At 62.3% G+C, this 25213-nt stretch carries 17 protein-coding genes and 1 pseudogene; 15 read left to right on the forward strand and 3 right to left on the reverse strand.

The features are described from left to right. The first annotated feature begins 1 nt into the window (after position 1). The 10 genes and pseudogenes from GYA95_RS08250 to GYA95_RS08295 all read left to right on the forward strand — a co-directional run bounded on the left by GYA95_RS08250 (position 2) and on the right by GYA95_RS08295 (position 14001). On the forward strand, positions 2-1276 hold the full coding sequence (locus GYA95_RS08250) for a beta-ketoacyl-[acyl-carrier-protein] synthase family protein (protein ID WP_015270136.1): 1275 nt from the start codon (positions 2-4) through the stop codon (positions 1274-1276). Between the two features lie 157 nt (positions 1277-1433). Continuing rightward, positions 1434-2360, forward strand: coding sequence for a beta-ketoacyl-[acyl-carrier-protein] synthase family protein (locus tag GYA95_RS08255; RefSeq protein ID WP_015270137.1), 927 nt, complete (start codon positions 1434-1436; stop codon positions 2358-2360). Beyond that, a complete protein-coding gene (locus GYA95_RS08260) occupies positions 2357-3655 on the forward strand; it encodes a beta-ketoacyl-[acyl-carrier-protein] synthase family protein (protein ID WP_015270138.1) in 1299 nt (432 codons plus the stop codon). Before GYA95_RS08255 ends, GYA95_RS08260 begins: the two co-directional genes overlap by 4 nt. Continuing rightward, a pseudogene (locus GYA95_RS08265) lies at positions 3652-4762 on the forward strand (beta-ketoacyl synthase N-terminal-like domain-containing protein). Before GYA95_RS08260 ends, GYA95_RS08265 begins: the two are co-directional and overlap by 4 nt. 43 nt (positions 4763-4805) lie before the next feature. Next, positions 4806-7676, forward strand: a complete 2871-nt coding sequence (locus GYA95_RS08270; protein ID WP_015270140.1) for an aminotransferase class III-fold pyridoxal phosphate-dependent enzyme — start codon at positions 4806-4808, stop codon at positions 7674-7676. Positions 7677-7685: 9 nt separating this feature from the next. After that, a complete protein-coding gene (locus tag GYA95_RS08275) occupies positions 7686-8423 on the forward strand; it encodes an SDR family NAD(P)-dependent oxidoreductase (protein WP_015270141.1) in 738 nt (245 codons plus the stop codon). Next, a complete protein-coding gene (locus tag GYA95_RS08280; protein WP_015270142.1) occupies positions 8420-9184 on the forward strand; it encodes an SDR family NAD(P)-dependent oxidoreductase in 765 nt (254 codons plus the stop codon). Before GYA95_RS08275 ends, GYA95_RS08280 begins: the two co-directional genes overlap by 4 nt. A 2-nt stretch (positions 9185-9186) precedes the next feature. Further along, positions 9187-10470, forward strand: coding sequence for a DUF1302 family protein (locus GYA95_RS08285; RefSeq protein WP_161551367.1), 1284 nt, complete (start codon positions 9187-9189; stop codon positions 10468-10470). A 51-nt stretch (positions 10471-10521) separates the two neighbouring features. Next, positions 10522-11358 (forward strand): outer membrane lipoprotein-sorting protein, encoded by an 837-nt coding sequence (locus GYA95_RS08290; RefSeq protein WP_015270143.1) that lies wholly within the window; start codon positions 10522-10524, stop codon positions 11356-11358. 33 nt (positions 11359-11391) lie between these two features. Beyond that, positions 11392-14001 (forward strand): efflux RND transporter permease subunit, encoded by a 2610-nt coding sequence (locus GYA95_RS08295; RefSeq protein WP_161551368.1) that lies wholly within the window; start codon positions 11392-11394, stop codon positions 13999-14001. A gap of 69 nt (positions 14002-14070) precedes the next feature. On the opposite strand, the gene GYA95_RS08300 is transcribed toward GYA95_RS08295, so the two are convergent. The 3 genes from GYA95_RS08300 to GYA95_RS08310 all read right to left on the reverse strand — a co-directional run bounded on the left by GYA95_RS08300 (position 14071) and on the right by GYA95_RS08310 (position 16476). After that, positions 14071-14454 (reverse strand): MerR family transcriptional regulator, encoded by a 384-nt coding sequence (locus tag GYA95_RS08300; protein WP_003256870.1) that lies wholly within the window; start codon positions 14452-14454, stop codon positions 14071-14073. 164 nt (positions 14455-14618) lie between these two features. Next, positions 14619-15197, reverse strand: coding sequence for an NAD(P)H-dependent oxidoreductase (locus GYA95_RS08305; RefSeq protein WP_015270145.1), 579 nt, complete (start codon positions 15195-15197; stop codon positions 14619-14621). A gap of 364 nt (positions 15198-15561) precedes the next feature. Beyond that, on the reverse strand, positions 15562-16476 hold the full coding sequence (locus tag GYA95_RS08310; protein WP_013972367.1) for a LysR family transcriptional regulator: 915 nt from the start codon (positions 16474-16476) through the stop codon (positions 15562-15564). Between the two features lie 206 nt (positions 16477-16682). Here GYA95_RS08310 and GYA95_RS08315 point away from each other — a divergent pair, with 206 nt between their 5' ends. From GYA95_RS08315 to GYA95_RS08335, 5 genes are all read left to right on the forward strand, one after another. Continuing rightward, on the forward strand, positions 16683-17705 hold the full coding sequence (locus tag GYA95_RS08315; protein WP_015270146.1) for a zinc-dependent alcohol dehydrogenase family protein: 1023 nt from the start codon (positions 16683-16685) through the stop codon (positions 17703-17705). 512 nt (positions 17706-18217) lie between these two features. Next, a complete protein-coding gene (locus tag GYA95_RS08320) occupies positions 18218-19603 on the forward strand; it encodes a hypothetical protein (RefSeq protein WP_043935577.1) in 1386 nt (461 codons plus the stop codon). After that, entirely contained in the window at positions 19603-20958 is a 1356-nt protein-coding gene (locus GYA95_RS08325; RefSeq protein WP_015270148.1) for an aminotransferase class I/II-fold pyridoxal phosphate-dependent enzyme, read from the forward strand. The genes GYA95_RS08320 and GYA95_RS08325 overlap by 1 nt, the downstream gene beginning before the upstream one ends. Before the next feature lie 311 nt (positions 20959-21269). Continuing rightward, positions 21270-22919 (forward strand): VRR-NUC domain-containing protein, encoded by a 1650-nt coding sequence (locus GYA95_RS08330; protein ID WP_015270149.1) that lies wholly within the window; start codon positions 21270-21272, stop codon positions 22917-22919. Next, the gene (locus GYA95_RS08335) at positions 22916-25177 is read left to right on the forward strand and encodes an ATP-dependent DNA helicase (RefSeq protein ID WP_015270150.1); all 2262 of its coding nucleotides are present in this window, start codon (positions 22916-22918) and stop codon (positions 25175-25177) included. The genes GYA95_RS08330 and GYA95_RS08335 overlap by 4 nt, the downstream gene beginning before the upstream one ends. Positions 25178-25213 lie beyond the last annotated feature (36 nt).

A 25213-nucleotide genomic window follows, 5' to 3' on the forward strand; every position in this document is an offset into this window, starting at 1 on the left:
GATGCAGGCCCGAGAGGTTCTGGTCACCGGCTATGGCCTGGTGGCTCCCACGGCACTGGATGCAGCCTCGCTGTTCACGACGATCAGCGAAAACCGTTCCTGCATTCGCCAGCACCCGGCGTTCGTCGACCTGGGGTTTGCGAACCCGGCGGCCGGATTTATCGATGAGCAACAATGGCAGGTGATCGCTGCGGCCTTTCCGGGCGATCTGCAGACCACCTCCCGCCAGGAATGGCTGGCGCATTACGTGGCCCGTCAGGCGTTGGCCCATGCCGGGTTGGTCGACGGCGCATTTGCCCGAGTCGCGAGCGGTATTTTCGTCGGGGCCAATAAATACTGCATGAGCGGTGATTTGCGGGACGCCAGCCGTTACATGGACGATCAGGGGCGGGTCGATCTTGACCAGTACCTGGATAACCACACCCTCAGCGGTGGGGCGTTCGCCCGGCGGGTTGATCAGCAAACCCGCCATCTCGCCGAATGGCTGGGTGTACGTGACCATATCTCCACACATTCCGATGCCTGTGCCGCTGGCACCATGGCCATCGGCAGCGCCTATCGAGCGATCGCCCGTGGCGAGATCGACCTGGCATTGTGTGGCGCGGTGGAGTTGATGGCCCATGAATTGTCTTACTACAGCTTTGATGGGCTGGGCGCACTCTGCCAGCGAGTGGACTTTTCCCCACAAGAACAGAGCCGACCGTTCATGCCAGACCGCTGCGGTTTTGTGCTGAGTGAGGGGGCGGCGCTGTTGGTGCTGGAATCCCGCGAGCATGCCGAGCGTCGTCAGGCCCGCTCGCTGGGCCGGGTGCTGGGTTACGCGAATCTGTGCGAGGCAGAGAAAATCACTTCCAGCAGCCGCGATGGCAGCAAGTACGCCGCCTGCATGACCGCGGCACTGGCCGATGCCGAACTGCCCAGTGCGGCTGTGGACCATGTGAATGTTCACGGTACGTCGACACAGGCCAATGACCGTTGCGAGGCCCTGGGCCTGGCGCAGGTGTTCGGCGAAACCCTGGAGCAGATGACGTTCACCGCCAACAAATCTGCCGTTGGGCACTCGTTGGCCGGCAGTGGTGCCATTGAGGCGGTGCTGTCGTTGATGAGCATTCAGTCGGGCGTGGCCTTGCCGACCCTCAATTTTCAGCCGGAAAAATCCGAATTTCCGGAGTTGAAATTCCTTTGCGAACCGTTGCAGCAACCGATCAATGTCGTGCTCTCAAACTCCTTCGGGTTTGGTGGCGTGAACAGTTCGTTGGTGCTGGGCAGGGCATGACATGACCAGATCCAATTCAACTGCTGTTTATATCACTGCAGCGTCGGTACTCAACGCCGCCGGTACTGAATGTGCGCCTCGTGACAGTCAACCTCAGGCCGCGCAACCGCTGGATTTCGACCCGGCACGCCTGGCCCGTTGCGTCGCAGCGCCCGCCTTGCCGGCTGGTGTGTATGACCGCAAATTGTCCCGCAGCCTCGAGCCTCAGGGCGCGCGCCTGCTGTATTGCGCCGGCCGCCTCGCCGAGGCCTTGCGTGAGCTGGAACTGCCCGATGAGCGGATCGCATTGACCGCTGCCATTCCGGAAGTGGATGGCCCCAGCTCGTGCTGGGATGCCGTGCAGGCCATTGGCGCACAACCGGCGGATCTGTTGGCGCAATTCTTTGCCCACACACCGCCGCTGCATGCGCTGATGATGCTCAACAGCAGCGTTATGGCCCACGCGGCTGAGGCCTTGCATTGCAAGGGCCCCATGGGCGGTTTTTGCTCCCAGGGCAATGCAGGACTGGATGCTTTGATGGAGGCCGCCGCCCATCTGAGCGAAGGCCGTGCCGATGCTGCCGTCGTCGTCAGTAGCAGCCCGAACATCACCCCGGCGTTGTACCTGCGTGACGCTACACACCCACCTGTGAACCCCGGCCCGTGGGTTTTCGGCGAAGGTGCTGCGGCACTGTTGCTGACGACCAAGCCGGGTCGTGGTGCTCAATCTGCGTTGCGCATTGCCGGGTTTGCCCGTGGTTACAGCGCGCAACCCGAGCGTGGGCTGGCGGTTGGTCGCGACGTCATCGAGCGTGCTTTGAGCAACGAAAAACTATGCCTCAGCGATGTCGGGCAGGTCGTCGCCGATGCACAGGACCCGCAGATTGCCGCATTGTTCACCCTATCGGGGCACACCCTCGAACACTCCAAGGCGTTGGTAGGTGACTTGGGCGCCAGCGCCTTGCTCAGCGAAATCGCTGTGACCTGGGCACTGGATTGCAGCCGTTACACGCTGTTGCTCGAACATAGCCGAGGTGGGCATTGGGGCGCGGTGCTGCTGGCCAGAACGTCGTCGGACACAGAGACAATGGAGAGTTACCCATGAGCCCCAGACGGATCGTGATCACGGGCATGGGCGCCGTCACCGGCTTCGGTTTCGAGTGGCAGTCCATGTGGCAAAGAATGTTGGCCGGCGAGCATTGCATTCGGCCATGGCAACCGGAAGGCGTCGAGGCGGGTGCGTTCCCTGTGCGTTACGCAGCGCCCGTGGATATGGGCTTGATGCCGGCACACTTGAAAGACCATCCGGCCTGGGGGTTGTCGCTGGAAAAACGCACCCGCTTTGGTTGGGTCGCGGCCACCCAAGCCATTTCCGACGGTGGCCTGAGCCCCGAACAGTTGCGTGGCGCGGCGGTATTGTCAGCGTCCGGCGCACCTGCTCATCGTTTGCAGGACATGCTGCTCAGCCTGGCGGATAACCCGGCGCAGGCACCGTCCTGGGCTCAGTTGATGGCGCGACAGGCGCAGGTCGATCCTGACAGTTCACTGTGTCAGAGCAACGACCGCCTTGCGCGGGTGATTGCCGATGGCATCGGCAGTGAAGGCCCGGTGATCAATATCAGCAGCGCTTGCGCGGGAGCATCCCAGGCCATCGGCAATGCATTCCAGATGATCCGTCGCGGCGAGGTCGAGCTGGCCATTGCCGGGGGCGCCGATTCGGTGCTGAGCCTGGACACCATGACCGCGCTGTATCTGCTCGGCGCCGCCAGCAGCGAGCAGCGTTGGGGCACCGAACTGTGTCGGCCGTTCGACCGCCATCGCAGTGGCTTGATTGCGGGTGAGGGCGGTGGTTTTGTCGTGCTCGAAACCCTCGAACGGGCGCTCGCCCGAGGGGCAACGCCGTACGCCGAAGTGCTGGGTTTCGGCAGCAGCCTGGATGCCTACAAAATCACCGCACCCGACCCGCAGGGCCGGGGAGCGGTGCTGGCGATGCAGGCGGCCCTGACAGATGCCGGGCTGGAGCCGCAACAGGTCGATCTGATCAATGCCCACGGTACGTCGACACCCCTCAACGATGCCGCCGAAACCCTGGCGATCAAGACCCTGTTCGCCGAGCGCGAACATTATCGGCGGTTGCTGGTGACGGCCAACAAATCCCAGTTCGGCCACCTGATTGCGGCCGCCGGAGCACCAGAGTTCATGCTCACGGCCCTGGCCTGCCGGGATGATCGGGTCACGCCGACCCTGAACCTGCATGATGCCGATGAACAATGCGACCTCGACTACTGCGCCCATCAAGCGGTCAAGCGCAAGGTCGACGTTGCCCTGAGCAACTCCTTCGGTTTCGGCGGCCTCAACACTTCACTGGCGCTGGGCAAGTACCGGGAGGCGCCGCGATGAAACAGGCGGTCGCGATTGCCGGTGCGGGCTGCGTGTTGCCCAGCGGCTGGGGTGTCGAGTCTTTCTGGGCGGCTGCGACCGAAGGGCGCAGTGCAATTACGGCGCTGAACGCCCGAAGGTTCAGCAGCGAAGATCTGGGGCGTCAGCGCGGTACGTCAGGCGTTGGCAGAAGCAGGCCTGGCCGATGAGCAGCCGGATGTCCGTTTCGGTTTGTATTGCTGTCAGGGCGGCTACACCCACCCGTCTCTGGAATCCTATGCCGAGTTGTTGCTCGGCTGTCGGCAGGACGGCGTCGCCGACATGGCGGCGTTCGCCAAACGGATCCTGCAAGACCGTGCCCAGGATCCTTTTCTGGTGCTCAAAGGCTTGAGCAACTGCTTGCTGGGTGTCACCAGCCTGGCGCTGAAACTGGTGGGTGAGTGCAACGCCTATATGCAAGGTGTCGCCGGCAACCTGGCAGCCTTGCGTGAGGCTACGGCCGCTTTGCAGGATGGCCGAATCGACGCGGCAATCGTTGTCGGTGCGGGCAGCGAACTGGACGCCCTGGCGCTGTCCGGGTTGGTCCAGGCGGGGGTCATCAGCGCCAACGGCTCGAACACTCTGCTGCCGTTTGACCTTCGGGGCACCGGCGGCATTGCCGGGGAGGGCGCGGCAGCATTGGTGCTGCGCCGGCGCGAAGACCTGCCGGCCGGCCCTCAGGCGTGCCTCGCCGACATGACGGCCCATGCCACCCTCGGTCGCTTGAGCCTGCCCGACAGCCCAACCGATCTATTGGTGTGCAGCGGCACCGGCGATGCGCACAAAGACCGCGTGTTGTGCCAGACGCTGGCCCTTGCGCGCGCCTCGCACATCACCAGCGGGTTGGCGATAAACGGCATTCTCAGCGCAGCGCCGAGCCTGGTGGATCTGATGCTTGCGCGTTGCGCATTGCAGGCCCAAAGCGTGCCGCCGATTGCCGGTTTGCAGCAGCCAGTGGCAAACCTGCCGTTTATTCAGGGCGCGCCCCACGCCGCGAGCCTTGAGCATTGCCTGGTGCTGAACCGCGACGACAACGGATTCAGCGCCGCCTATCAAGTGCTCTACAGCGCAAAGGTCACTCAAGACTGACGCTGACTACCGCCTATTTTTTACTTTCAGGGATATGACAGTCATGGATTATCGCGATTTCGTTCGGCCCAAATTCGTCGGCCTGCTCCAGGCACTGGGCCTGGAGTGTGAGTTTCAGCGCGCCCTCGGTAGCCAGTTGTTCTACCGCAACCCCAAGGGCGACATGGTCACGGTCACCGACTTTCTCGGCGGTTACGGTGCGGCACTGTTCGGCCACAACGACCCACAGTTTGTCGATCAGCTCTGTGCGCTGCTGCGCAGCGACGTGCCGTTCAACGCACAAATGTCGATCCGCGGTGCGGCCGGGCAATTGGGGCGAGAGCTCAGTGACGCCTTCAATCGCGAACTGAAGAACACCGAACGTTACATTTCGACATTCTCCAACAGTGGGGCGGAGGCGGTGGAAATCGCCGTCAAGCACGCGGAGTTCCGTCGCCAGAAGAGCCTGCAAAAGCAGTTCGACGACATCGATTTCACCCTGGCCAGCCTGACCGCCAGCGAACGCGCTTATCGCGAGCTGGATGTGGCCGACCTCGACCTGCCTGCAGGTGTCCTGCCAGCCACTCTGAACAGCGTGACCTTGCGTCAGGTGGTTGAAGCCGTTCGCCAACACAACCTGGCGCAGTTGCACATCGAACCGGTATTCATCGCCCTGCGCGGCAGCTTCCACGGCAAATTGGTCAATACCGTGCAACTGACCTATGGCCGTCAGTACCGCGCGCCGTTTGCCCGTTTTGGTCTGAACGTCGAGTTCATCGACCCCCAGCAGCCCCATCAGTTGCAGGAATTGCCGGCCCGGCACACGCACCATTGGCTGAGCCTGCAATGGGACGGCGAACACCTGAACGTGCTGAAACTGCCGTTCAGCGCGATTACCGCCGTGTTGATGGAGCCGATTCAGGGCGAAGGCGGTATCAACGAGTTCGCGGCCGAGTTCTACCTGGGGCTGCGCAAGCTGTGTAACGAGCAACAGTGCCCGCTGGTGATCGATGAAGTGCAGTCAGGTTTTGGTCGCGCCGGGACGTTTCTTGCCAGCAGCCAGTTCAACCTGCAAGGCGACTATTACTGCCTGTCCAAGGCCCTCGGCGGCGGCTTGATGAAAATCGCCGCGACGGTGATCCGCAGCAGCCACTACGAAGGCGAGTTCAGCTACATCCATAGCTCGACCTTCGCCGAGGACGATCCGTCCTGCCATATCGCGCTGTCGGCATTGCGCCGGTTGTTCGCCAATGACGACGCGATGCTCAAAGACATACGCACCAAGGGCGCCTACCTCAAAGCCTCGCTCAATGAACTGAAGATGGCCTATCCGGATGTGATCGCCGATGTGCGCGGGCGCGGCTTGCTGGTGGGTTTGGAATTGCACGACCTGAGTGTCAGCAGCTCGCTGGTACAGGCGTCGGCCCAGTACAACGATGCCTTGGGTTACTTGATCGCCGGCTACCTGTTGCAATTCGAAGCGTTGCGGGTAGCACCGTCGGGCAGCAACTCCAACGTGATTCGCCTGGAGCCTCCAGCCTGTATCACCCTGGGCGAAATCGACGGGCTGATCGGTGCCTTGCAACGGGTCTGTGACATGCTGCGCCGTGGCGATGCGTTGCCGTTGGCGGCGGGTATCTGCGCGGACTCGATTCCCGCTGTGCCAGCCCGTCAGGACGATTTTCGGATGGCCGAGCCCGTTGAAAACATCGATGCCAAGGTCGAAGTCGTCGCTCGGGTAGCGTTCATCAACCACCTGATCGATGCCGATATCCTCGGTGACGTCGATCCCTCGCTGGCAGCCCTGAGCCCGGAACAGAAACGCACGTTCATCAACCGCACCAAGCCTGAACGCCGCGCTGCGCCAGTCGGCCCGGTGATCATTCGGTCGCGCCTCGGCATGGCGGTGGAGTTCACGTTGTACCCGCTGTGCATGGATTCGGATGCCATGGCCGAGTACATCCTCAGCGGTGACCTGGACAGCATTCGCGAAGAAGTCGGCAGGCGTGTCACCGATGCCCGCGCCGACGGCTGCAGCATCGCCGGTCTCGGGATGTACACCTCGATCGTCACCAACAATTGTCAGGCGCTGAAGATTGCCGACATGGCGCTGACGTCCGGCAATGCCCTGACCATCGGCATGGGGCTCGAAGCCATCGAGCAAGGCTGTGTTCAGCAAGGCCTGGCACTGCGCGAGCAAACCGCTGCCGTTGTTGGTGCCGCCGGTAACGTTGCCTCGACCTATGCCTCGGTGCTGTCCGCCACCGTCGATCACCTGATTCTGATTGGCAGCGGTCGTGACGGCTCGGTTCGGCGCCTGGAGAAAACTGCCCAACTGATTTACGCCGACGCGGCCCGTTCGATCCTCAAGGGCACAGCCGAAAACGACCGGTTGGCGCAGCGACTGCTGAGCCTTGATGGTTTTTGTGACTTGTTGCGCTCACATGGACAAAAAGCCGACCTCGGTTTGCACATCGCCCGTCTGGTGGATGAGCGCCTTGGCGCGAACGCTTTCATCACGGTCACCAACGATCTCGACGCCCTCAAGGGCGCACGGGTTGTCCTGTGCGCGGCCAATGCGCCTCAGCCATTCCTCGGCGCCGAACATTTCGCCGAGCGCAGCGTGATTTGCGATATCGCCGTGCCGCTGAACGTTCATCAAGACATGCCGAGCCAACGCGAGGACGTGCTCTACATGCACGGCGGCATCGTCCAGACGCCGTTCGACGACGGCCTGGCGCCCAACGTGCGGGCCTACCTGAAAAAAGGTCAGCTGTATGCGTGCATGGCCGAGTCGGTGTTGATGGGCTTGTCTGGCATGAGCCAGCACGGCTCCTACGGCGATATCAGCCGTGAGCAAGTTCAGCAGGTCCGCGCACTGGCCGCGACCCACGGCTTCACCCTCGCGCAATTCAAAACTCAAAACTCGCTTTAAGGAGCGGTCATGACTCAGAAAATAGCTGTCGTGACCGGCGGCAGTCGCGGCATTGGCAAGTCCGTCGTGCTGGCCCTGGCCGGCGCGGGTTATCAGGTTGCCTTCAGTTATGTCCGTGACGAGGCGTCAGCTGCTGCCTTGCAGGCACAGGTCGAAGGGCTCGGCCGGGAGTGCCTGGCTGTGCAGTGTGATGTCAAGGATGCGCAGAGCATTCAGGCGTTTTTTGAACGGGTCGAGCAGCGTTTCGAGCGTATCGACTTGTTGGTCAACAACGCCGGTATTACCCGTGACGGTTTGCTCGCCACGCAGTCGTTGAGCGACATCACCGAGGTCATCCAGACCAACCTGATCGGCACGTTGTTGTGCTGTCAGCAGGTGCTGCCCTGCATGATGCGCCAACGCAGCGGGTGCATCGTCAACCTCAGTTCGGTAGCCGCGCAAAAGCCCGGCAAGGGCCAGAGCAACTACGCCGCGGCCAAAGGCGGTGTAGAAGCATTGACGCGCGCACTGGCGGTGGAGTTGGCGCCGCGCAACATCCGGGTCAACGCGGTGGCGCCCGGCATCGTCAGCACCGACATGAGCGAAGCCCTGGTCGGCGCCCATGAGCAGGAAATCCAGTCGCGGCTGTTGATCAAACGGTTCGCCCGGCCTGAAGAAATTGCCGACGCGGTACTGTATCTGGCCGAGCGCGGCCTGTACGTCACGGGCGAAGTCTTGCCCGTCAACGGCGGATTGAAAATGCTATGAGCCAGGCACGCACGATTGTGATTACCGGCGCGGCCAATGGTATTGGCCGCGCCGTCGCGGAAAGTTTTGCAACCCAGGCCGAGCACCTTTTGATCTTGCTTGATCGGGATCTGGCAACCTTGCAGCGGTGGGTCACCGAGGGCGAATTTGCCGCTCGCATCGAAACCCATCAAGCGGACATCGCCGATCTGGCCAGCCTGCAACTTCTGTTCAAGGGCCTGGCCAACCGGGTCGGCTTTGTCGATGTGCTGGTCAACAGCGCCGGTGTCTGCGACGAGAACGAGCCCGAAGACCTGGACAACTGGCACAAGGTGATTTCGATCAACCTCAACGGCACTTTTTACGTCACCTCGTTGTGCCTGCCACTGATGGCGGATGGTGGGCGGATCGTCAACATGTCGTCGATCCTCGGCCGAGCGGGCAAGGTCCGCAACACCGCTTACTGCGCCTCCAAGCACGGCATCATCGGCATGACCAAGGCCTTGGCGCTGGACCTGGCGCCACGGCGAATCACCGTCAATGCCATCCTGCCCGCCTGGATCGATACCCCGATGCTGCAAGGCGAATTGGCGGCTCAGGCGCGCATCGCCGGAATCACCCATGAGCAAATCCTGCGCAATGCCAAGAAGAAGTTGCCCCTGCGGCGCTTCATTCAGGGCGACGAAGTGGCGGCCATGGTCCGTTATCTGGCGAGCCCGCAGGCGAGTGGTGTCACAGCGCAAAGCCTGATGATCGACGGCGGTGCCGGGTTGGGAATGTAGCCATGGCTCGACTGGGATTGAACCGCGGCCTTTTGGCCGCGCTGGTCAGCCTCGGCTCGCCGGTGGCGATCGCCGAGTGGTTGCCGGAGCATCATGAAGCGGAGATCGGCGTAGCCACGGCCGTGCGTCTGCACGGTGACGACCAGGTCACGCAAAAGGCCGTGTACCTCAAGTTCAGCCTGGAGGATGCCTGGGACAGCGGCTACTACAAGGCCAAGGGCCGAGCCCGTTATGACTTCCGTTACGACGGCAACAATCCCTACAGTGCGCAAGCCCGGGACGATTACCGGGCGACCGCCGATTGGCGGCACCTTTACTGGGGGCTCTACGTTGGCGACGGCGAGCTGACGGTGGGCTGGCAGCAGGTGGTGTGGGGGCGTGCAGATGAATTACGAGTGCTCGACCAGATCAATCCGCTGGACTATCGCGAGGGTGTGATCGGTCTGTTGGAAGACAGCCGCATCGCGGTGCCGATGATTCGCCTGGTGCAGCCGGTCGCCGAGTGGGAGCTCGAAGCGCTGGTGATCACTGATTTCGTGAAAAACCAGGCGCCGGCCGTCGGCAGCGAGTTCGATGCACCGATCTTTGCCACACCCGATCCGCAGATGTTTGTGGTCGATTCGCGGCCCGGTTATGACGGTCACAGTGGCTTCGGTTATGGCGCCAGTGCCAACGGCCGGGTCGGCACGGTGGATGTCAGCTTCGTTGCCCTCAACGCCCGCCAGCAGGACCCGGTTTACGCCGTCGAAGGCCAGACCGAAGAGGGCCTGATTCGCCTCGAACGGCAATTCCCGCGCTATTCCATGGGCGGCGCCAGTGTGGCCATCGATGCCGGCCACAGCATCGTGGTACGCAGTGAAGTCGCTTACTTCGACAATTGGCGCGTCACCAATCCTTACCGCGCTTACGGCAGCGACCAGACGGCGATGACCAAGTCGCTGCTGGGCGTCGATTACCTGTTGCGGGACTGGCTGATCTCGACGCAGTGGCAACATCAGCGGCTGCTCGACTGGCAGCCCGGCATGGTCCAGGACAAACGCGACGACCTGTTCACCGTGTCTGCCGAGGGCTCGCAGTTCCAGGATCGCCTCAAGACTCGTCTGGTTTTCGGCATGTCGCCGCCAGCGCAGGACGATAGCTTCGTTCAGGGGATCTTCACCTACAAACCGGTGGACTGGCTCAAGTTGGGGCTCGAAGTCGATGTGTTCTTCGGCAAGCCCGACCGCCAGTTCGGTGCTTACGCCAACCGCGATCAGGTGCGCTTGTCCGCGGGTTATCTGTTCTGACCACACCGGTGCCGGTGTGCGAACCACTCAAACAATGAAAAGGAAATCGCAATGATGCCCATCTTCAAGACCCTGACTGTAAGCGCACTGTTGCTGAGCACCGCTGCCGCCATGGCAGCTGAAACACGCACGGCCGACGACATCATTCGCCAGGCCCGGGACCGCGATGACGGCAAGAGCTTCATGTCCCAGGTGTCCCTGATTCTGATCGACAAGCAAGGTAACAGCCGCATCCGCGAGTTCAGCTACCTGCAAAAGGATTACCCGGACAGCGACAAATTCACCATGTATTTCTCCGCGCCGAGTGATGTGCGTGACGTCGCCTTCCACATCGAAAACCCGCGCGAGGCCCTGGGCCTCGAAGACAGCCAATGGATGTATTTGCCGGTCAGCCGACAGACCCGAAGGATTTCCACCACCGACAAACGCGGGGCGTTCATGGGTAGCGACTACTCCTATGCCGACCTCGACAAGATTCGCGCCGAAGACTATCGCCAAACGCTGGTTGGCGAAGAGCAGTTGCAGGGCCGCGATTGCTACGTGATCGAGCGTGAGCCGGCGACGCCTGCCGTGCTGGCCAAGACCGGCTACAACAAGCTCAAGGTCTGGGTTGACAAGAAAAACTCACTGGTGCTGCGCCAGGACTTCTTCGATGTAAAAGGAGTGATGTTCAAGCAGATGCGCACTCTGAAGACTGAAACCATCGACCAGATCGACAGCATTACCTTCAGCGAAACCGAAGACTTCATCGCCGGTACGCGCTCTCAGCTGCGCTTCAACCAGTTGCAGTACAACGTCGCGCTGGACGACCGCCTGTTCACGCAGACCGCGATCAAGCGTGGGCTGAAAGCCGGCGACTTGCCCGAATACACCGTGTCTGCCCGCTAAGCGCCGCGCTCGATTCATCTGGAACCCTCATTCATGGAAAGATACCTGAACTTCGTCGAGCGCTATGCGCGGGCAATTGTGTTCGTGCTGGTGGCGATCACCGCCTACTTCACCTACACCCTCGGCGCGCTGATGTCGGACACCAATCCGTATCTGCTCAAGGACACTCACCCGGCGCGCAAGACGATCATTGATTTGCAGCGCGAGTTCACCGGCACATATGACTCGGTCATGGTGGCGCTGAGCAACCCCGAGAGTGTCTTCAACACCACGTCGCTGAACGCGCAGTTCGAGTTGTCCCAGGCCATACGCCGGCTGATGCTGGCGAACGATGAGGACCGTGTAGAACTGCAGCGCATCGTTGGCCTCCACAGTGGCGATCCCGATGCCCAGGCCTTGCTGGTGCAGATCCTCGCCGAAGGTTTTTCGCAGAACGATTACGCTGCCGCCAAAGCGCTGCGCGACCATGGGATTGCCCGGCACTGGGACAGCCACGACCTGCAGTTCCTGAGCTTTCTTGCCGAGCGGCTCAACCCGATCCAGGAAATGGCCTCGATGGCTGACCTGGAAAACATCAGCTTGAGTGCCGATGGCGAGTTGTGGATCCACAAGACCCTGCACGCCCTGGATATGGACCCGAGCAAGGTCGAAGCGCAGATCATGGGCAACGAGCAGATGGTTGGTGGCGTCGTCTCGGCGGACAAGAAAGTCGCCATGGTCGTCGCCGAACTGGGTACCAAACAGGACGACGCTCAGGCCCAGTTGCGTGCCTATCACCAGGTCCGCGAGATCATCGCGAAGTACCAGGCCGCTCACCCGGAGTTCACCGATGAGGTATTCATCGCCGGCATGCCGATATTCATTGCGGCCCAGCAGGAGATCATCGATCACGACCTGGCGATGCTGTTCCCGATCGTGTTCCTGTTGGTGACTTCTCTGCTGGTTTTCTTCTTTCGCAAACCACTTGGCGTGGTGCTGCCGCTGTTCAATATCCTGTTCTGCACCATCTGGACCCTTGGCCTGATGGCGTTGCTGCGTGTACCGATGGACTTGCTCACCAGTGTGTTGCCGGTGTTCCTGTTCACCATCTGTTGTGCCGACGCGATCCACGTCATGGCCGAGTATTACGAACAGCTCAATTCGGGCAAGTCTTTCCGCGAAGCCAACCGAGAAACCCAGCGCCTGATGGTCACGCCCGTCGTTCTGACAACGGTCACGACTATTGCGACGTTCTTGATTTCCACCACCAACAACATTGTCAGCATCCGCAACTTTGGCGTGTTCATGTCCATCGGCCTGACGGCGGCGCTGATCATTTCGTTGCTACTGATCCCGGCGTGGATTTCGATCTGGGGCAAAGATGCCGTCCCGCGCAAAGTGCAACTCAAAGAGTCGCTGATCTCCCACTATCTGGTAGTGTTCTGTGCCTGGCTGATTCGCTGGCGCAAGCCGGTATTGCTGGTGACCCTGCCGTTGTTGGCGATGATGACGGTGTTCACGTTCAAGGTGGATATCGAAGACTCGGGTATTGCCTACTTCAAGAAGGACAGCCCGGTGCGGATGTCCGACGAGTTCATCAACCGGGCCGGAGTCGCGGGTACGTCGCCGGGCTGGATCGCTTTCGACACCAAGACTCCGCGTGGCGCGCTGACCACTGAAACCGTGCAGTTCCTGGAACGTCTGGACCAGTTCATCAGGGCCCAGCCGAACGTGAGTTACACCTATTCGGTGGCGACCTACATCAAGCGCATGAACCTCGTGCTCAATGACATGAACCCTGCTTTCCTGCGGGTGCCGCAGGCGGTGGAGCAGGTGACGGTGGTCGATGATGACGGGAAACCGGAGACCTTCGAAGTCGATGGCAACTCGCTCATCGAACAACACATCATGATGTTCGAGAACGGTGGCGGCACCGACTTGCAGAACGTGCTCAATGCCGATTACTCGAAGGCGGTGACGCTGTTCACCATGACCTCCTCTGTGGCGGGCGATTACCAGGCGATGCTCGATAAACTGGACGCCTGGCTGGCGATCAGCAAACCGGCCAACCTGCAAGTCACCCATGCCGGTACGCCGTACATATGGACCGGGGTGTTGCAGGAAATCACCCAGGGTCAGGTGCTGAGCTTCTCGCTGGCGTTGCTGGCCGTGACCTTGATGATGATGTTCTGGCTCAAGTCAGTACGCCTGGGCATCCTCGGCATGCTGACGTTGCTGACCACGTCGGTGACGGTGTACGGCAGCATGTACCTGTTGGATATCGAGTTGAACATCGGTACCACACTGGTGACGTTCCTGGTGGTGGGCGTCGTGGATTACGCCGTTCACCTGCTGTCACGGATCAAGATGCTGGTGCAGAAGGGCGCCGAGATCGACGAGGCCATCCTGGCGGCCATGCAGGGCGTCGGGCGTTCGACGGTGGTCAATGTCGTGATCTTCTCGATGGGCTTTGTCGCGCTGCTGTTCTCCGCCTACAAACCCGTCATTGACCTGGGTGTACTGGTGATACTGGCGCTGTCATCCAGTGGCTTCATGACCATTTTGTTGGTCACGCTGATTTCGCCGTGGTTCTTTGCCTCGATTGTGCCGCAGCCAGCAGTGCAAGAGGGCGAGCAGCCGCGGGGTGAGGCTGTGCCAGGCTAAATCGCCGGGGCGCCTGCGTGTTGAAAACGGCACGGGGCGCCATGGCCGTTCAGCGGCGGCGGTGCGGATTCAGCGGGCTTTTTCCAGGTGTTCGAACTGGCATTGCATCTGAGCATCTTTGAGGCTCAGCTCAAACTCGACCAAGCCGTCATGCACTTTCTGCAACGCCTGGATCTGCCCCATCAATTCCTGCTTTTTGTTATCGATGGCCTGCATGGCCAGATCCCAGGGCAGCTCCTGGCCGCGATGATCCTGCAGAATGGCCTGCATTTCCTTGAGCTTGAAACCGAGTTGTTGAGCACATTTGATGAAGGTCAGCAGCTCTACGCTTTGCTGGCTGTAGATGCGGTACTTGCCTTCGCGTTGCGGGGGGGGCAACAGGCCGATTTCTTCGTAATGTCGAATGCTTTTGACGGTGGTGCCCGACAGCTGGGCGGCTTTGCCGATGTACATGAAAATCCCTTTTTGACGCATCAGAAGCGAAAAGATGTCGCGCGCTCGCACAGGCGCGCGACATCTTTGCACAAGCGTCAGGGGGTTGGAAGCCAGTTTGGACAAGGTGTCGCAGCAGGTAGGCTCGGCTGGGCAGTGCAGGGGCACGGCACGACCGGGGCCGATCAGCGGCTGGCGACTGCCTGGACTTGTTTGAGCCAGGCTTCACGCTGTTCCGGCTTGGAGCCCAATACCGGACCGAAGGTCAGGGTTTTCAGGGGCTTTATGCCGCAGAATTCCAGGGTGGTCTTGCGCATTTGGTGCAGGCCCGGCATGCGATACACCCATCGGTAGTACCACGGCGGCGTGTCCATGGTCACCAAAAGGTGAGCCGTGCGACCCTTGAGCAGCTTATCCGGGAAGGGCGAGCCCTTGCGGTACTTGAAGGCAAAACCGGGCAGAAACACGCGGTCGAAGAACCCCTTGAGCAACGCCGGAATGCCGCCCCACCAGATCGGGTACACAAATGTCAGGTGTTCGGCCCAGGTAATGTCGTTCTGTGCGGCGATCAAATCGGGCTCAAGCAACTGGACCTGGTTATAGCCATCGTGCAGGACCGGATCGAAATCCAGGGTGTCCAGGCGCAGCAGACGCACCTCATGGCCTGCTTGCGTGGCCGCCTCGACATAACGGTCGGTCACGGCGCCGCAAAAGCTGGCGTTCGAAGGGTGGCCGAGGATTACGAGCATGCGTTTGCTCTTCATGACGAACTCCAGATAATGAAGTGCCAAGGGTAAAGTCTGCCCCTAACGGTAGAGTCAAGCCTTGCCGGTTACCGGTGGAGACAAACAGTCCAGCAGCGCTCGGGTGTAACCCGGCAAACCGTCGAATGAGCGGGCGCAGATCCGCAATATGCGTTGCGCCCAGGGGGCCGGCAGATCGCGCCAGATCAAGCCCGGATCATGGAGGGTGCGCCGGCATTTACTGGCTGCTGCCGGAGAGGTGCGCCTGTAAGGCCAGAAAACCAAGGGGCTGCCCTGGTTTTCAATAATCCGCGCCTGCAAATCGAGCTTTTCTGAGCCCGGAAGTCAGCCATTGTCGGGTGTCGGGTGACTTGTTCGGATTTCCCTAAAGACTATCAGGGTCGCCGAAGAACATCTGAATCCGCGACCGCAACCACCGCTCTGCCGGGTCATTGTCCTGCGCCCCGCGCCAGGCCATGTGCAGTTCGAAACTGCGCACATCCAGCGGCAGATCCTCGGCCCGCAACCCACCCGCCGCGGTCAACGCATCCGCCGTGTAGTCCGGCACCGTAGCGACAATATCGGTGCCCGCCAGCAAGCTCCCCAGCCCGTTGAACTGCGGCACCGCCAGCACCACATGGCGCTTGCGGCCAATCTCTTCCAGCGCCTCGTCGATGAACCCCGACAGGTCCCCGGCAAACGACACCAGCGCATGCGGCCGCGCGCAGAAGTCGTCCAGGGTGATGGCGCCGGGCACGCTGTCGGCGCGCAGCAGTTTCGGCATGCTGCGGCGCAGCACCTTGCGCTTGGCGTTGGCTGGCAGCTCGCTGGTGTAGCTGACCCCCACCGAGATCTCGCCCGAAGCCAGCAGCGTCGGCATCAGCAGGTAATTGACCCGGCGCACCACCAGCACGATACCCGGCGCTTCGGCGCGTATGCGCTTGAGCAGCTGCGGCAGCAGGGCGAATTCGGCGTCGTCCGACAGGCCGATGCGGAACACCGCATTGCTGGTGGCCGGGTCGAATTCGGCGGCGCGGCTGACGGCGGTGGAAATCGAGTCCAGCGCCGGGGACAGCAGGGCGAAGATCTCGTGGGCCCGGGCCGAGGGCTCCATGCTGCGGCCGGTACGCACGAACAGCGGGTCGTCGAACAGGTTGCGCAGGCGCGACAGCGCCGCGCTGATGGCGGGCTGGCCGAGGAACAGTTTTTCCGCGGCACGGGTCACGCTGCGTTCGTGCATCAGCGTTTCGAACACGATCAGCAGGTTGAGGTCTACGCGACGCAGGTCGTTTCGATTCATCGGTGAGCTTCGCCTGAAGTGGGGCAGAGGTGAATCTTAAGGCCAAAGGCTGGTACCCTGCACGGGTTTAGGGGAACCAATCGCAGGGAAAGTCAGGTGCCCAATCGATGACAGGCATGTCGACTATTAATGACCACTGATGGTCTAACCGGCAAAGCCCGGATAAAGTCCGTGGTAATTAGAGGTTCACAAAGGCGAGGTATGCGATGTCCCGCATGATCCGTTTCCACAAGTTCGGCGCTGCCGATGTGCTCCGTTGCGAGGAGCAGGCCGAACCGTCACCTGCTGCCGACGAGGTGCAAATCCGCGTCGAGGCGGTTGGCGTCAGCTGGTATGACGTGCTCTGGCGCCAGAACCTGGCACCGTCCCAGGCGCGCCTGCCGGCGGGGATCGGCCACGAGATGGCCGGGGTGGTGACCGCGGTCGGTGAAGGGGTCGAGGATATTGCGGTGGGTGACCGGGTTGCCAGCTTCCCGGCCACCAGTGCCAACGACCACCCAGTGTATGGCGATGTCATCGTGCTGCCGCGTTCGGCCATTACCCGTTATCCGGATGTGCTTACCCCGATCGAGGCCAGCGTGCACTACACGCCGCTGCTGATCGCCTATTTCGCCTACGTCGACCTGGCCCGGGCGAAAGCCGGGCAGACGGCGCTGGTCACCGATGCCAGCCATTGCGCGGGCCCTGCCTTCGTGCAACTGGGCAAGGCCCTGGGGCTGAAGGTGTTCGCCGCCACCAAGGAGCCGGAACAGCGTGAGTACCTGCTGGGCCTGGGCGCCGACAAGGTTATTGTCACCGAAGAGCAGGACCTGCTGCTGCAGGTTGGCAAGTACACCGATGGCCGTGGTGTGGACATGGTCCTGGATGGCATGGGTGGGCCGCAGATGTCGCTGCTCGGCGATGTGCTGGCACCGCGCGGCAGCCTGGTGCTGTATGGCCTGCAAGGCGGCAATCAGACGCCATTCCCGGCTTGCGCGGCGTTCCAGAAGAACATCCAGTTCTATGTGCACTGCATCGGCAACTTCACCGGCAAGCCGGAGCTGGGTATCAGCCAGGACCAGGTGGCGCTGCAGCGCGCCTTGCGCGATATCAACCAGTTCACTGCCGACCAGTTGCTGACACCGCAGATCATCAAGGTTTACCCGTTCGAGCAGGTGGTCGAGGCGCATCGCTACATGGACCAATGCCCATGCGGCGGGCGCGTGGTGCTGGACATGGCGCAACACTGACAGCGGTCTGCGTCATCAGGAAGCCCGGGCAGAGTCCCGGGTTTTTTGTGCCCGGTACAGAATGATTGATGTTTAAAAAAGAATTTTCCTACAATAAAAGGAGACTCGGATTATATTTAAACGATCACTCAGAGGTTCGTCGAAATATTCCGCCAAGCTTTTTGCCTTGAATTGTTATTCCCTCGAGGTCAATGTGTTTTCTCACTTCTTCTGAATGGTTTTTTTACCCTGATCTGTATCTTCTATTCGCCTTGCATCCCTCGATAATGGCTCAATGATAGTTTGCGCAAGGAGCGTGGAATGAGCATGGCTATGCCCAGGCCAGGGCGGTGTATGGCAGCGGCGGGGCGTCGCTACGATGCGTTTTTCTCGATGTCTTGGCGACAGTGACTGGTTACGTCATTACTTCCAATTAGTTGTAGGAAATTTCTTCTGGAAAAGTTCAGGGCATGTTGATGTTCAGGTTCTCTGATCAACCTGCGCTGGCTGCATGAAGTTGATGAGGTGATTTCGTGACTGCTATTCACGACCAGGCAATGCACTATATCTACCAGCAAGTACTCGAGCGCTTGCTCAGTCATATGTCACAGGCGCAGCGTGCTTCCTTGCAGTTGTTGATACAACGGCTGCTGGTTGCTGCAGGCGGGCCAGAATACATCGGCACCTACCGCTTGCTGGTGCTGCAAGGCAACGATCACCGCAGCGCCCGGCTGCTGGCGATGCTGCGTGCCGCACAACTGAGTATCGCCCTGCGTGCGCCGGTAACCTTCCAGCTGCGGGTGCTGGTAGTGAGCCTGCCCGTGGCTGACAGTGCCACGCTCGAATGCCATGAGCGCGGCTTCAATGCGCTGTTCTTGCAGGATGACCCGCGGGTGCAACTGCAGATGATCAAGGGGCGTGAAGTAGTGCCGTTCAGCCGGCATGCCCCTGCCGCGCCCGAGAGCTGGCTGTTGGCGAGGGACGCCATGCTGATGTTCGGTCACCTGGTCGACGCCAGCCCCGAAGCGCTGCTAGGGAGTCGCCTGCACCTGGAGTTGGCGGCCGCGGTGGGCTTTGCGCTGCAGGCCCATACCCCTGCGGATGTATTGATCACCGCCATCCCGGCGTGCCAGCGCCGCCGGTACCTTGCCTGGGCACGGCGCAGCTTGCGCCTGGCAGGGGAGCGGGGTTCGCATGCGGTGCACCAGTGCCTGGCGACGCTGGCACAGGGGCTCAGTAGCCTGCACGGCAGCATCGGGGGCCCATCGAGCGCCCTGGCGGAACCGGCCGTGGGGGCGGTGCCGCAGAATACGCCGGTGCGGTTGATTGCCATTGACGACCTGCTGCCGCCGTTGCTCGAAGAACAGCAGCTTGACCTCATGCTCGGTTGCCGCTTTGAGGGGGGGCAGGACGCCTGGCCATTGGCCGCGTTCGTCGAGCCGTTGGCCCCGGCGCAGTTGCAGGAACTGCACGCGCGCAGTCTCGAACCGCAGGCAAGTCGCCCGGCATTGCGGCTGGCTGGCCAGCCGGGCGCCAACAAGCGGCGCGATGTGCATCAACTGCAGTTCGGCAGGGCATACGGCATCAACCAGATCCAACAGGTGTGCCTGCTGTTCAGCCCGTTTGCCAGGCAGGGGAAGAACCTGGAGCGTTTTCTGCAGTGCTGGCATGCCGACATGCTGGTGGCGCTGCCATACCTGCATCGGGCCTTGCAGGGTAAACCCTGCCCTGAAGCGGTGAAAAACTGGCTGGTGAACACCAGCGGCCTGCCGCTGGGGCAACTCAGGTTGATCTATGGCGGGGGCCTGCCGCTGGCCTCCTGGCGCCTGATGAGCCATCTGGCCCGTCGCGATGTACAGCTGAGGTTGCTGCCGCGGCGGGCAGCGGGGCGGCGGCGTGGTCATGCGGGGCCGCCTTGATGGAGCAATCGGGCGCCGGAGAGTTCGCCTATCGCAAGGTCTATCGCTACCTGGAAGCCTTGATCGACCAGGCTCCACAAGTTGGCCCCTGCCGTTTGCCGTCGTTGCGCGAGTTGGCCCGGCGGTTGCGGGTGTCATTGGCCACCGTACAGAGTGCCTACAGCCTGCTGGAAGAGGAGGGCCGCGTGCAATGCCTGCCCAGGTCGGGCTATTACGTACAGGGCGCTGTCAAGGATGCTGCCGCGGCCATGCCTCTGCAGGCACCCCTGCCGGCACAGCCGATGCTGGAGCGAATCCTGCTCAGCCACGAACGGCGCCTGGCACGTCAGCGCACGCACAATGGTGCCCCTTGGGACGCGCCCGGCAGCGCCCGCCTGCGCAATGCCGTCGCAGAACGCTATACCCGTTCCTCCAACCGGTACTGGCGTGCCGAGGACGTTCAGTTGGCTCCGGATGTGCAGGCGTTGCTGGAGACCTTGCTGGCGGCGTTGGCCGTGCAAGGAGGAACCGTGGTGGTGCACTCGCCCTGTTGCTGGCAGGTACTGCGCGCGTTGGCCCGCGCCGGCATGCGAGTGTTGGAGGTACCACTGGATACCTGCGGCAACCCGGACCTGCGCGCCCTGGCCTGGCTACTGGATAACGAGCCGGTGTGCATGCTCGTGATGCCGTCGTGCCTTGGCATGCCGCAGGGGCGGCTGGTATCACCGCACTATCAGCAGCAGCTTGGCCAGATGCTTGGGCAGCACTCTGTATGGGTGCTGGAAAACGACCTGGACAGTGAGCACTGTTACAGCGGGCCGCCGAATATGCGCCTGCGCGATTGGGTCGACCCCCGCTGGTTATTGGTGATGGGGGCGTTCGATGCCGCAGTGGGGAGCGAGGCGCCCTATGCCTACTTGCTGGGCCATGATGCCGGGCTGGCCAAGGCTTTCGCGGAGCGTGCGTTTCGGCTTGCACCGCTTCGCCTGCAAGCGCTGGCGCACATGTTGGGCAAAGGCGAGATCGAGACGCAACTGGTGCGGCTACGTACGGACCTGCAAAAGCGTATGCAATGCCTGGCGCGTGAGCTGCAGCTGCAGTTCGGCCAGCGGGTGGCATTGGAAACGCCGGAGGGCGGTCGGACCCTGTGGGTGCGCTTTCGCCAGCCACTGCCATGGGCGGATATTGCCGCGTCGTTGGCGGGTTCAGCGCTGCATGCATTGCCGGGCGAGCAGTTCAGCTTGCAGGGGCGCTACCAGCAGTGCCTGGCGATGGCGTGGCTGGGTGATCACCCGGGGGAGCTGCAACAGGCGGTAGAGCGCCTGGCCCAGGTGCTGGAACTACGCTGTGGCCGGCCCGCCGGGGTTACACCTTGAGCCGTCGGGGGATGTCGGGCGGTGCTGTGCGCAAAGAACAGATATCGCTCGCCTGACGCATCCTTTGTAGGAGAAGCCTTGTGCTGTGATGAGGCCGACACCGCGATGTAGTCGAACAGGGCAATGTTCTGCACGTATTCGCACAGGCCGACACCGCCGCCGTGCGGGCCAGTTCGCCGGGGCTGCTGCGCAGCCCATCGCGACACAAGGCCGCTCCACAGACAGCGCCACCGAACTGACCCACGGCACTTGCCAGGCTTACTGGTCTGTATGTATAACCAGTATCCATTCCAGCCGCCTGACCCCAGCCCGTGATCGCCCATTCCGTCGACGACCCGTTCTACTACCTGCACAATTTCCGCCAGGTGCTGCTGTGGGTAGAACAGCGCTACGAAGACCTGCTCGACGATCAGGAACTCGCTTTCATTCACACCTTCAGCCAACTGGACGCCCCGGCGCAGGCCCTGATGGTGCGCATGGTCATGCGCAAGGGCGAGCTGTTTCGCAGCGACCGCCTCGACTATGCCGAAATCGGCGATACCGGGCAGGCCCTGCAACCGTTGCTGGCCCTCGGCTGGGTACGGGAGCCCGCGCAACTGGAACTGGAGCAACTGTTCGCCCTGTTGCGCAAGGACGAACTTGCCCGTTGTTTTGCCCCGCAGCTGAGCCGCCCTCGCGCCGCCAAGCATGACCTGCTTGCACAACTACAACCCTTGGGCCTGCAAGGCCGGTCACTGGCCGAGTGGTTCCCGGACAGTGGCATGCGCATCCTCCATTGGTGCCTGCAACCCTTGTGCGACCGCATGCGCCTGCTGTTCTTCGGCAACCTGTACCAGGACTGGTCGGACTTCGTTCTCGCCGACCTTGGCTTGTTGCGCTACGAACAGGTGCCGTTCAGCCCCGATTCGCGTGCCCTTCAACAACGTGCCGAAGTCGACCTGGCCATGGCATTGCACCGTTGCGCCGAGCGCCTTGAGCAAGGCGACGACCCGCTGTCGATCCTGGCAGCCATGCAGGACCTGCACAGCGACAACCCATGGCTGGCCCGGCGCCATGCGCGCCTGCAATTCGCCTTGGGCCAGCAATGCGAGCGTCTGGGCGACTGGGCGCAGGCCATGGCTGTGTACACGCAGTGCAGCCACGCCCAGGCGCGCATCCGCCAGGTGCGGGTGCTGGAGCGCAGCGAGCAGTGGCACCAAGCCCATGCGCTGGCGCTGCAACTGGCCGCGGCACCGGCCAACGCCCTGGAAGTGCAGGCGCTGGAACGCATGTTGCCACGCCTGGCACGCAAGCTCGGTGGCCCGCCACAGCGGCGCCAGCGTGTCGCGCCGCTGGAACTGATCGAGCTGGAGCTGCCCCGGGAACAGGCAGCGCTGGGCGTGGAGGAGGCGGTACGCCAGTACCTGGCCGAAGCCGGTGGGCCGGTGCATTACGTGGAGAACACGCTGTTCAACAGCCTGTTCGGCCTGCTGTGCTGGGAGGCGATCTTCGCCCCGGTGCCTGGCGCCTTCTTCAACCCATTCCAGGCCGCCCCGCAGGACCTGCACGACGGTGATTTCCAGCAACGCCGCAGTGCTCTGTTCGACCGTTGCCTGGGGCGACTCGACGATGGCAGCCATCACAGCGCGATTCTCGACTGCTACACCGCCAAGCAAGGCCTGCAGTCGCCGTTCGTGTTCTGGTCCGTGCTCAGCGAAGAGTTGCTTGAGCAAGCCCTGGCCTGCCTGCCGGCGGTCCATTTGAAACAGTGCTTCCTGCGCCTGCTGCAGGACATCCGCAACAACCGCGCCGGCATGCCCGACCTGATCCAGTTCTGGCCCGAGCAAGGCCGCTACCGCATGGTCGAGGTCAAGGGCCCTGGCGACCGCCTGCAGGACAACCAGTTGCGCTGGCTGGAGTTCTGCCGGGCGCACGGTTTGCCTGTCGCGGTGTGCCATGTACGCTGGAGCGAAACGCCTTGAGCTATAGCGTGGCGGTACGGGCCTTGTGCGAGTTCAGCGCCAAGGTCGGCGACCTGGACCTGCGCTTCACCCCATCACCCACCGCTCAGGAGGGGATCGAGGGGCACCGTCGGGTGGTGGCGCGACGCGCTGCGGGCTATGAGTCGGAAATTACCCTCGAAGGCCAGTTCGAAACCCTGAAAGTGCGTGGCCGCGCCGACGGTTACGACCCCACCTGCAACCGCCTGGAAGAGATCAAGACCCACCGTGGCGACCTGTCGCGCCAGCCGGCCAACCATCGCCAGTTGCACTGGGCGCAGGCCAAGGTCTATGGCTGGTTGATGTGCCAGGCACGGCAACTGCCGGACATCGAGGTGGCGCTGGTGTACCTGGACGTGGACAGCGATGGCCAGACGCTGATCAGTGAACACTGCACGGCAGCCGAACTGCAGGCCTTCTTCGAAACCCAGTGCCAACGCTTTCTGGCTTGGGCACAAGGGCAGGAGCAGCGCCTGGCCGAGCGTAACCAGGGCCTGCAAGCGCTGGGCTTTCCCTATCCGGCGTTCCGCCAGGGCCAGCGACAACTGGCAGAAACCCTGTACAAGGCGGTCAGTACCGGCCGTTGCCTGATGGCCCAGGCCAGTACCGGAATTGGCAAGACCCTCGGTACCTTGTTCCCCCTGCTCAAGGCCATGGTGCCGCAGCAACTGGACAAGCTGTTCTTTCTCACGGCCAAGACCCCGGGCCGGGCCCTGGCCCTGGATGCCATGCGCCAGATCACCGATGCCACGCCGCAGCCGGCCTTGCGCACGCTGGAGCTGATCGCCCGCGACAAAGCCTGCGAGCACCCCGACAAGGCCTGCCATGGCGAATCCTGCCCCTTGGCCGCAGGCTTCTACGACCGCCTGCCGGCCGCGCGCGCTGCGGCGGCAGCGTTGCCCATGCTTGACCGCGCCCAGCTGCGCGAAGTGGCCTTGGCGCACCAGGTGTGCCCGTATTACCTGGGCCAGGAGATGGCGCGCTGGGTAGACGTGCTGGTAGCGGATTACAACTACTACTTCGATGCCCATGCCTTGTTGTTTGGCCTGACCCAGGCCAACCAGTGGCGGGTCGCGGTGTTGGTGGACGAGGCGCACAACCTGGTCGAGCGCGGCCGCGGCATGTACAGCGCCAGCCTCGACCAGGGGCAGTTGCAGGCCCTGCGCCAGAGCAAACCGCCCGGGCTGGTCAGTGCGCTGGACCGGCTGAATCGGCAGTGGAACGCCCTCTACAAGGAGCAGCGCGCGCCGTACCAGGCCAGCGAGTCGCTGCCGGACGCTTTGCTGCGCGCCCTGCAGCAATGCATCGGGCTGATCCAGGAACAAATGAACCAGACGCCTGCGCAAATGGACCCGCAGGTGCTGCAGTTCTTCTACCAGGCGTTGCAGTTCAGCCGGGTTGCCGAGCTGTTCGACGAGCACTTCCTGTTCGACATCAGCCAGCGCCAGGGGCCACGCAAGCGGCGGCTGGCCACCCTGTGCCTGCGCAATGTCACCCCGGCGCGCCTGTTGGGCCCACGCATGCAGGCGGCGCGCTGCGTGACGCTGTTCTCCGCAACCCTGAGCCCACGGCATTTCTACAGCGACCTGCTGGGTATGCCGGCCGATACCGCCTGGCTGGAAGTGGCCGCGCCGTTTCGCGCCGAACAGCTGGAAGTGCGCATCGCCAGCCAGGTATCCACCCGCTACCAGCAACGCCAGGCTTCGCTGGCGCCGATCGTCGAGCTGATTGCCCGGCAGTACGAGCGCATGCCGGGCAACTACCTGGCGTTCTTCAGCAGTTTCGAGTACCTGCAACAGGTGGCCGGGCTGCTGGCCGAGCGACATGCCCAGATACCCATGTGGGCCCAGGAACCAGGCATGGACGAGGCGGCCCGGCAGGGCTTTCTCGAGCGTTTTGTGGCGGATGGCCGCGGGGTGGGCTTTGCGGTGCTGGGCGGTGCATTCGGGGAAGGGGTGGATTTGCCGGGTACCCGGCTGATCGGCGCGTTTGTCGCCACCCTCGGGCTACCCCAGGTCAACCCGGTCAACGAGCAGTTCAAGCAGCGCCTGGGGCGGCAGTTTGGTGCGGGGTTCGATTACGCCTATCTCTACCCGGGCGTGCGCAAGGTTATCCAGGCGGCAGGCCGGGTCATCCGGGGCGACCAGGACCGTGGCGTTCTGGTCTTGATCGACGAGCGCTTCGCCGAACCCCGGGTGCAGCAGATGTTCCCGGGGTGGTGGCCGGCGCCGGGAGGTTAACGCGGCCCCGGCAATTTGTGCATCTGTGCTGAAACC

Source organism: Pseudomonas asiatica (genome assembly GCF_009932335.1).
Lineage (GTDB): Bacteria > Pseudomonadota > Gammaproteobacteria > Pseudomonadales > Pseudomonadaceae > Aquipseudomonas > Aquipseudomonas asiatica.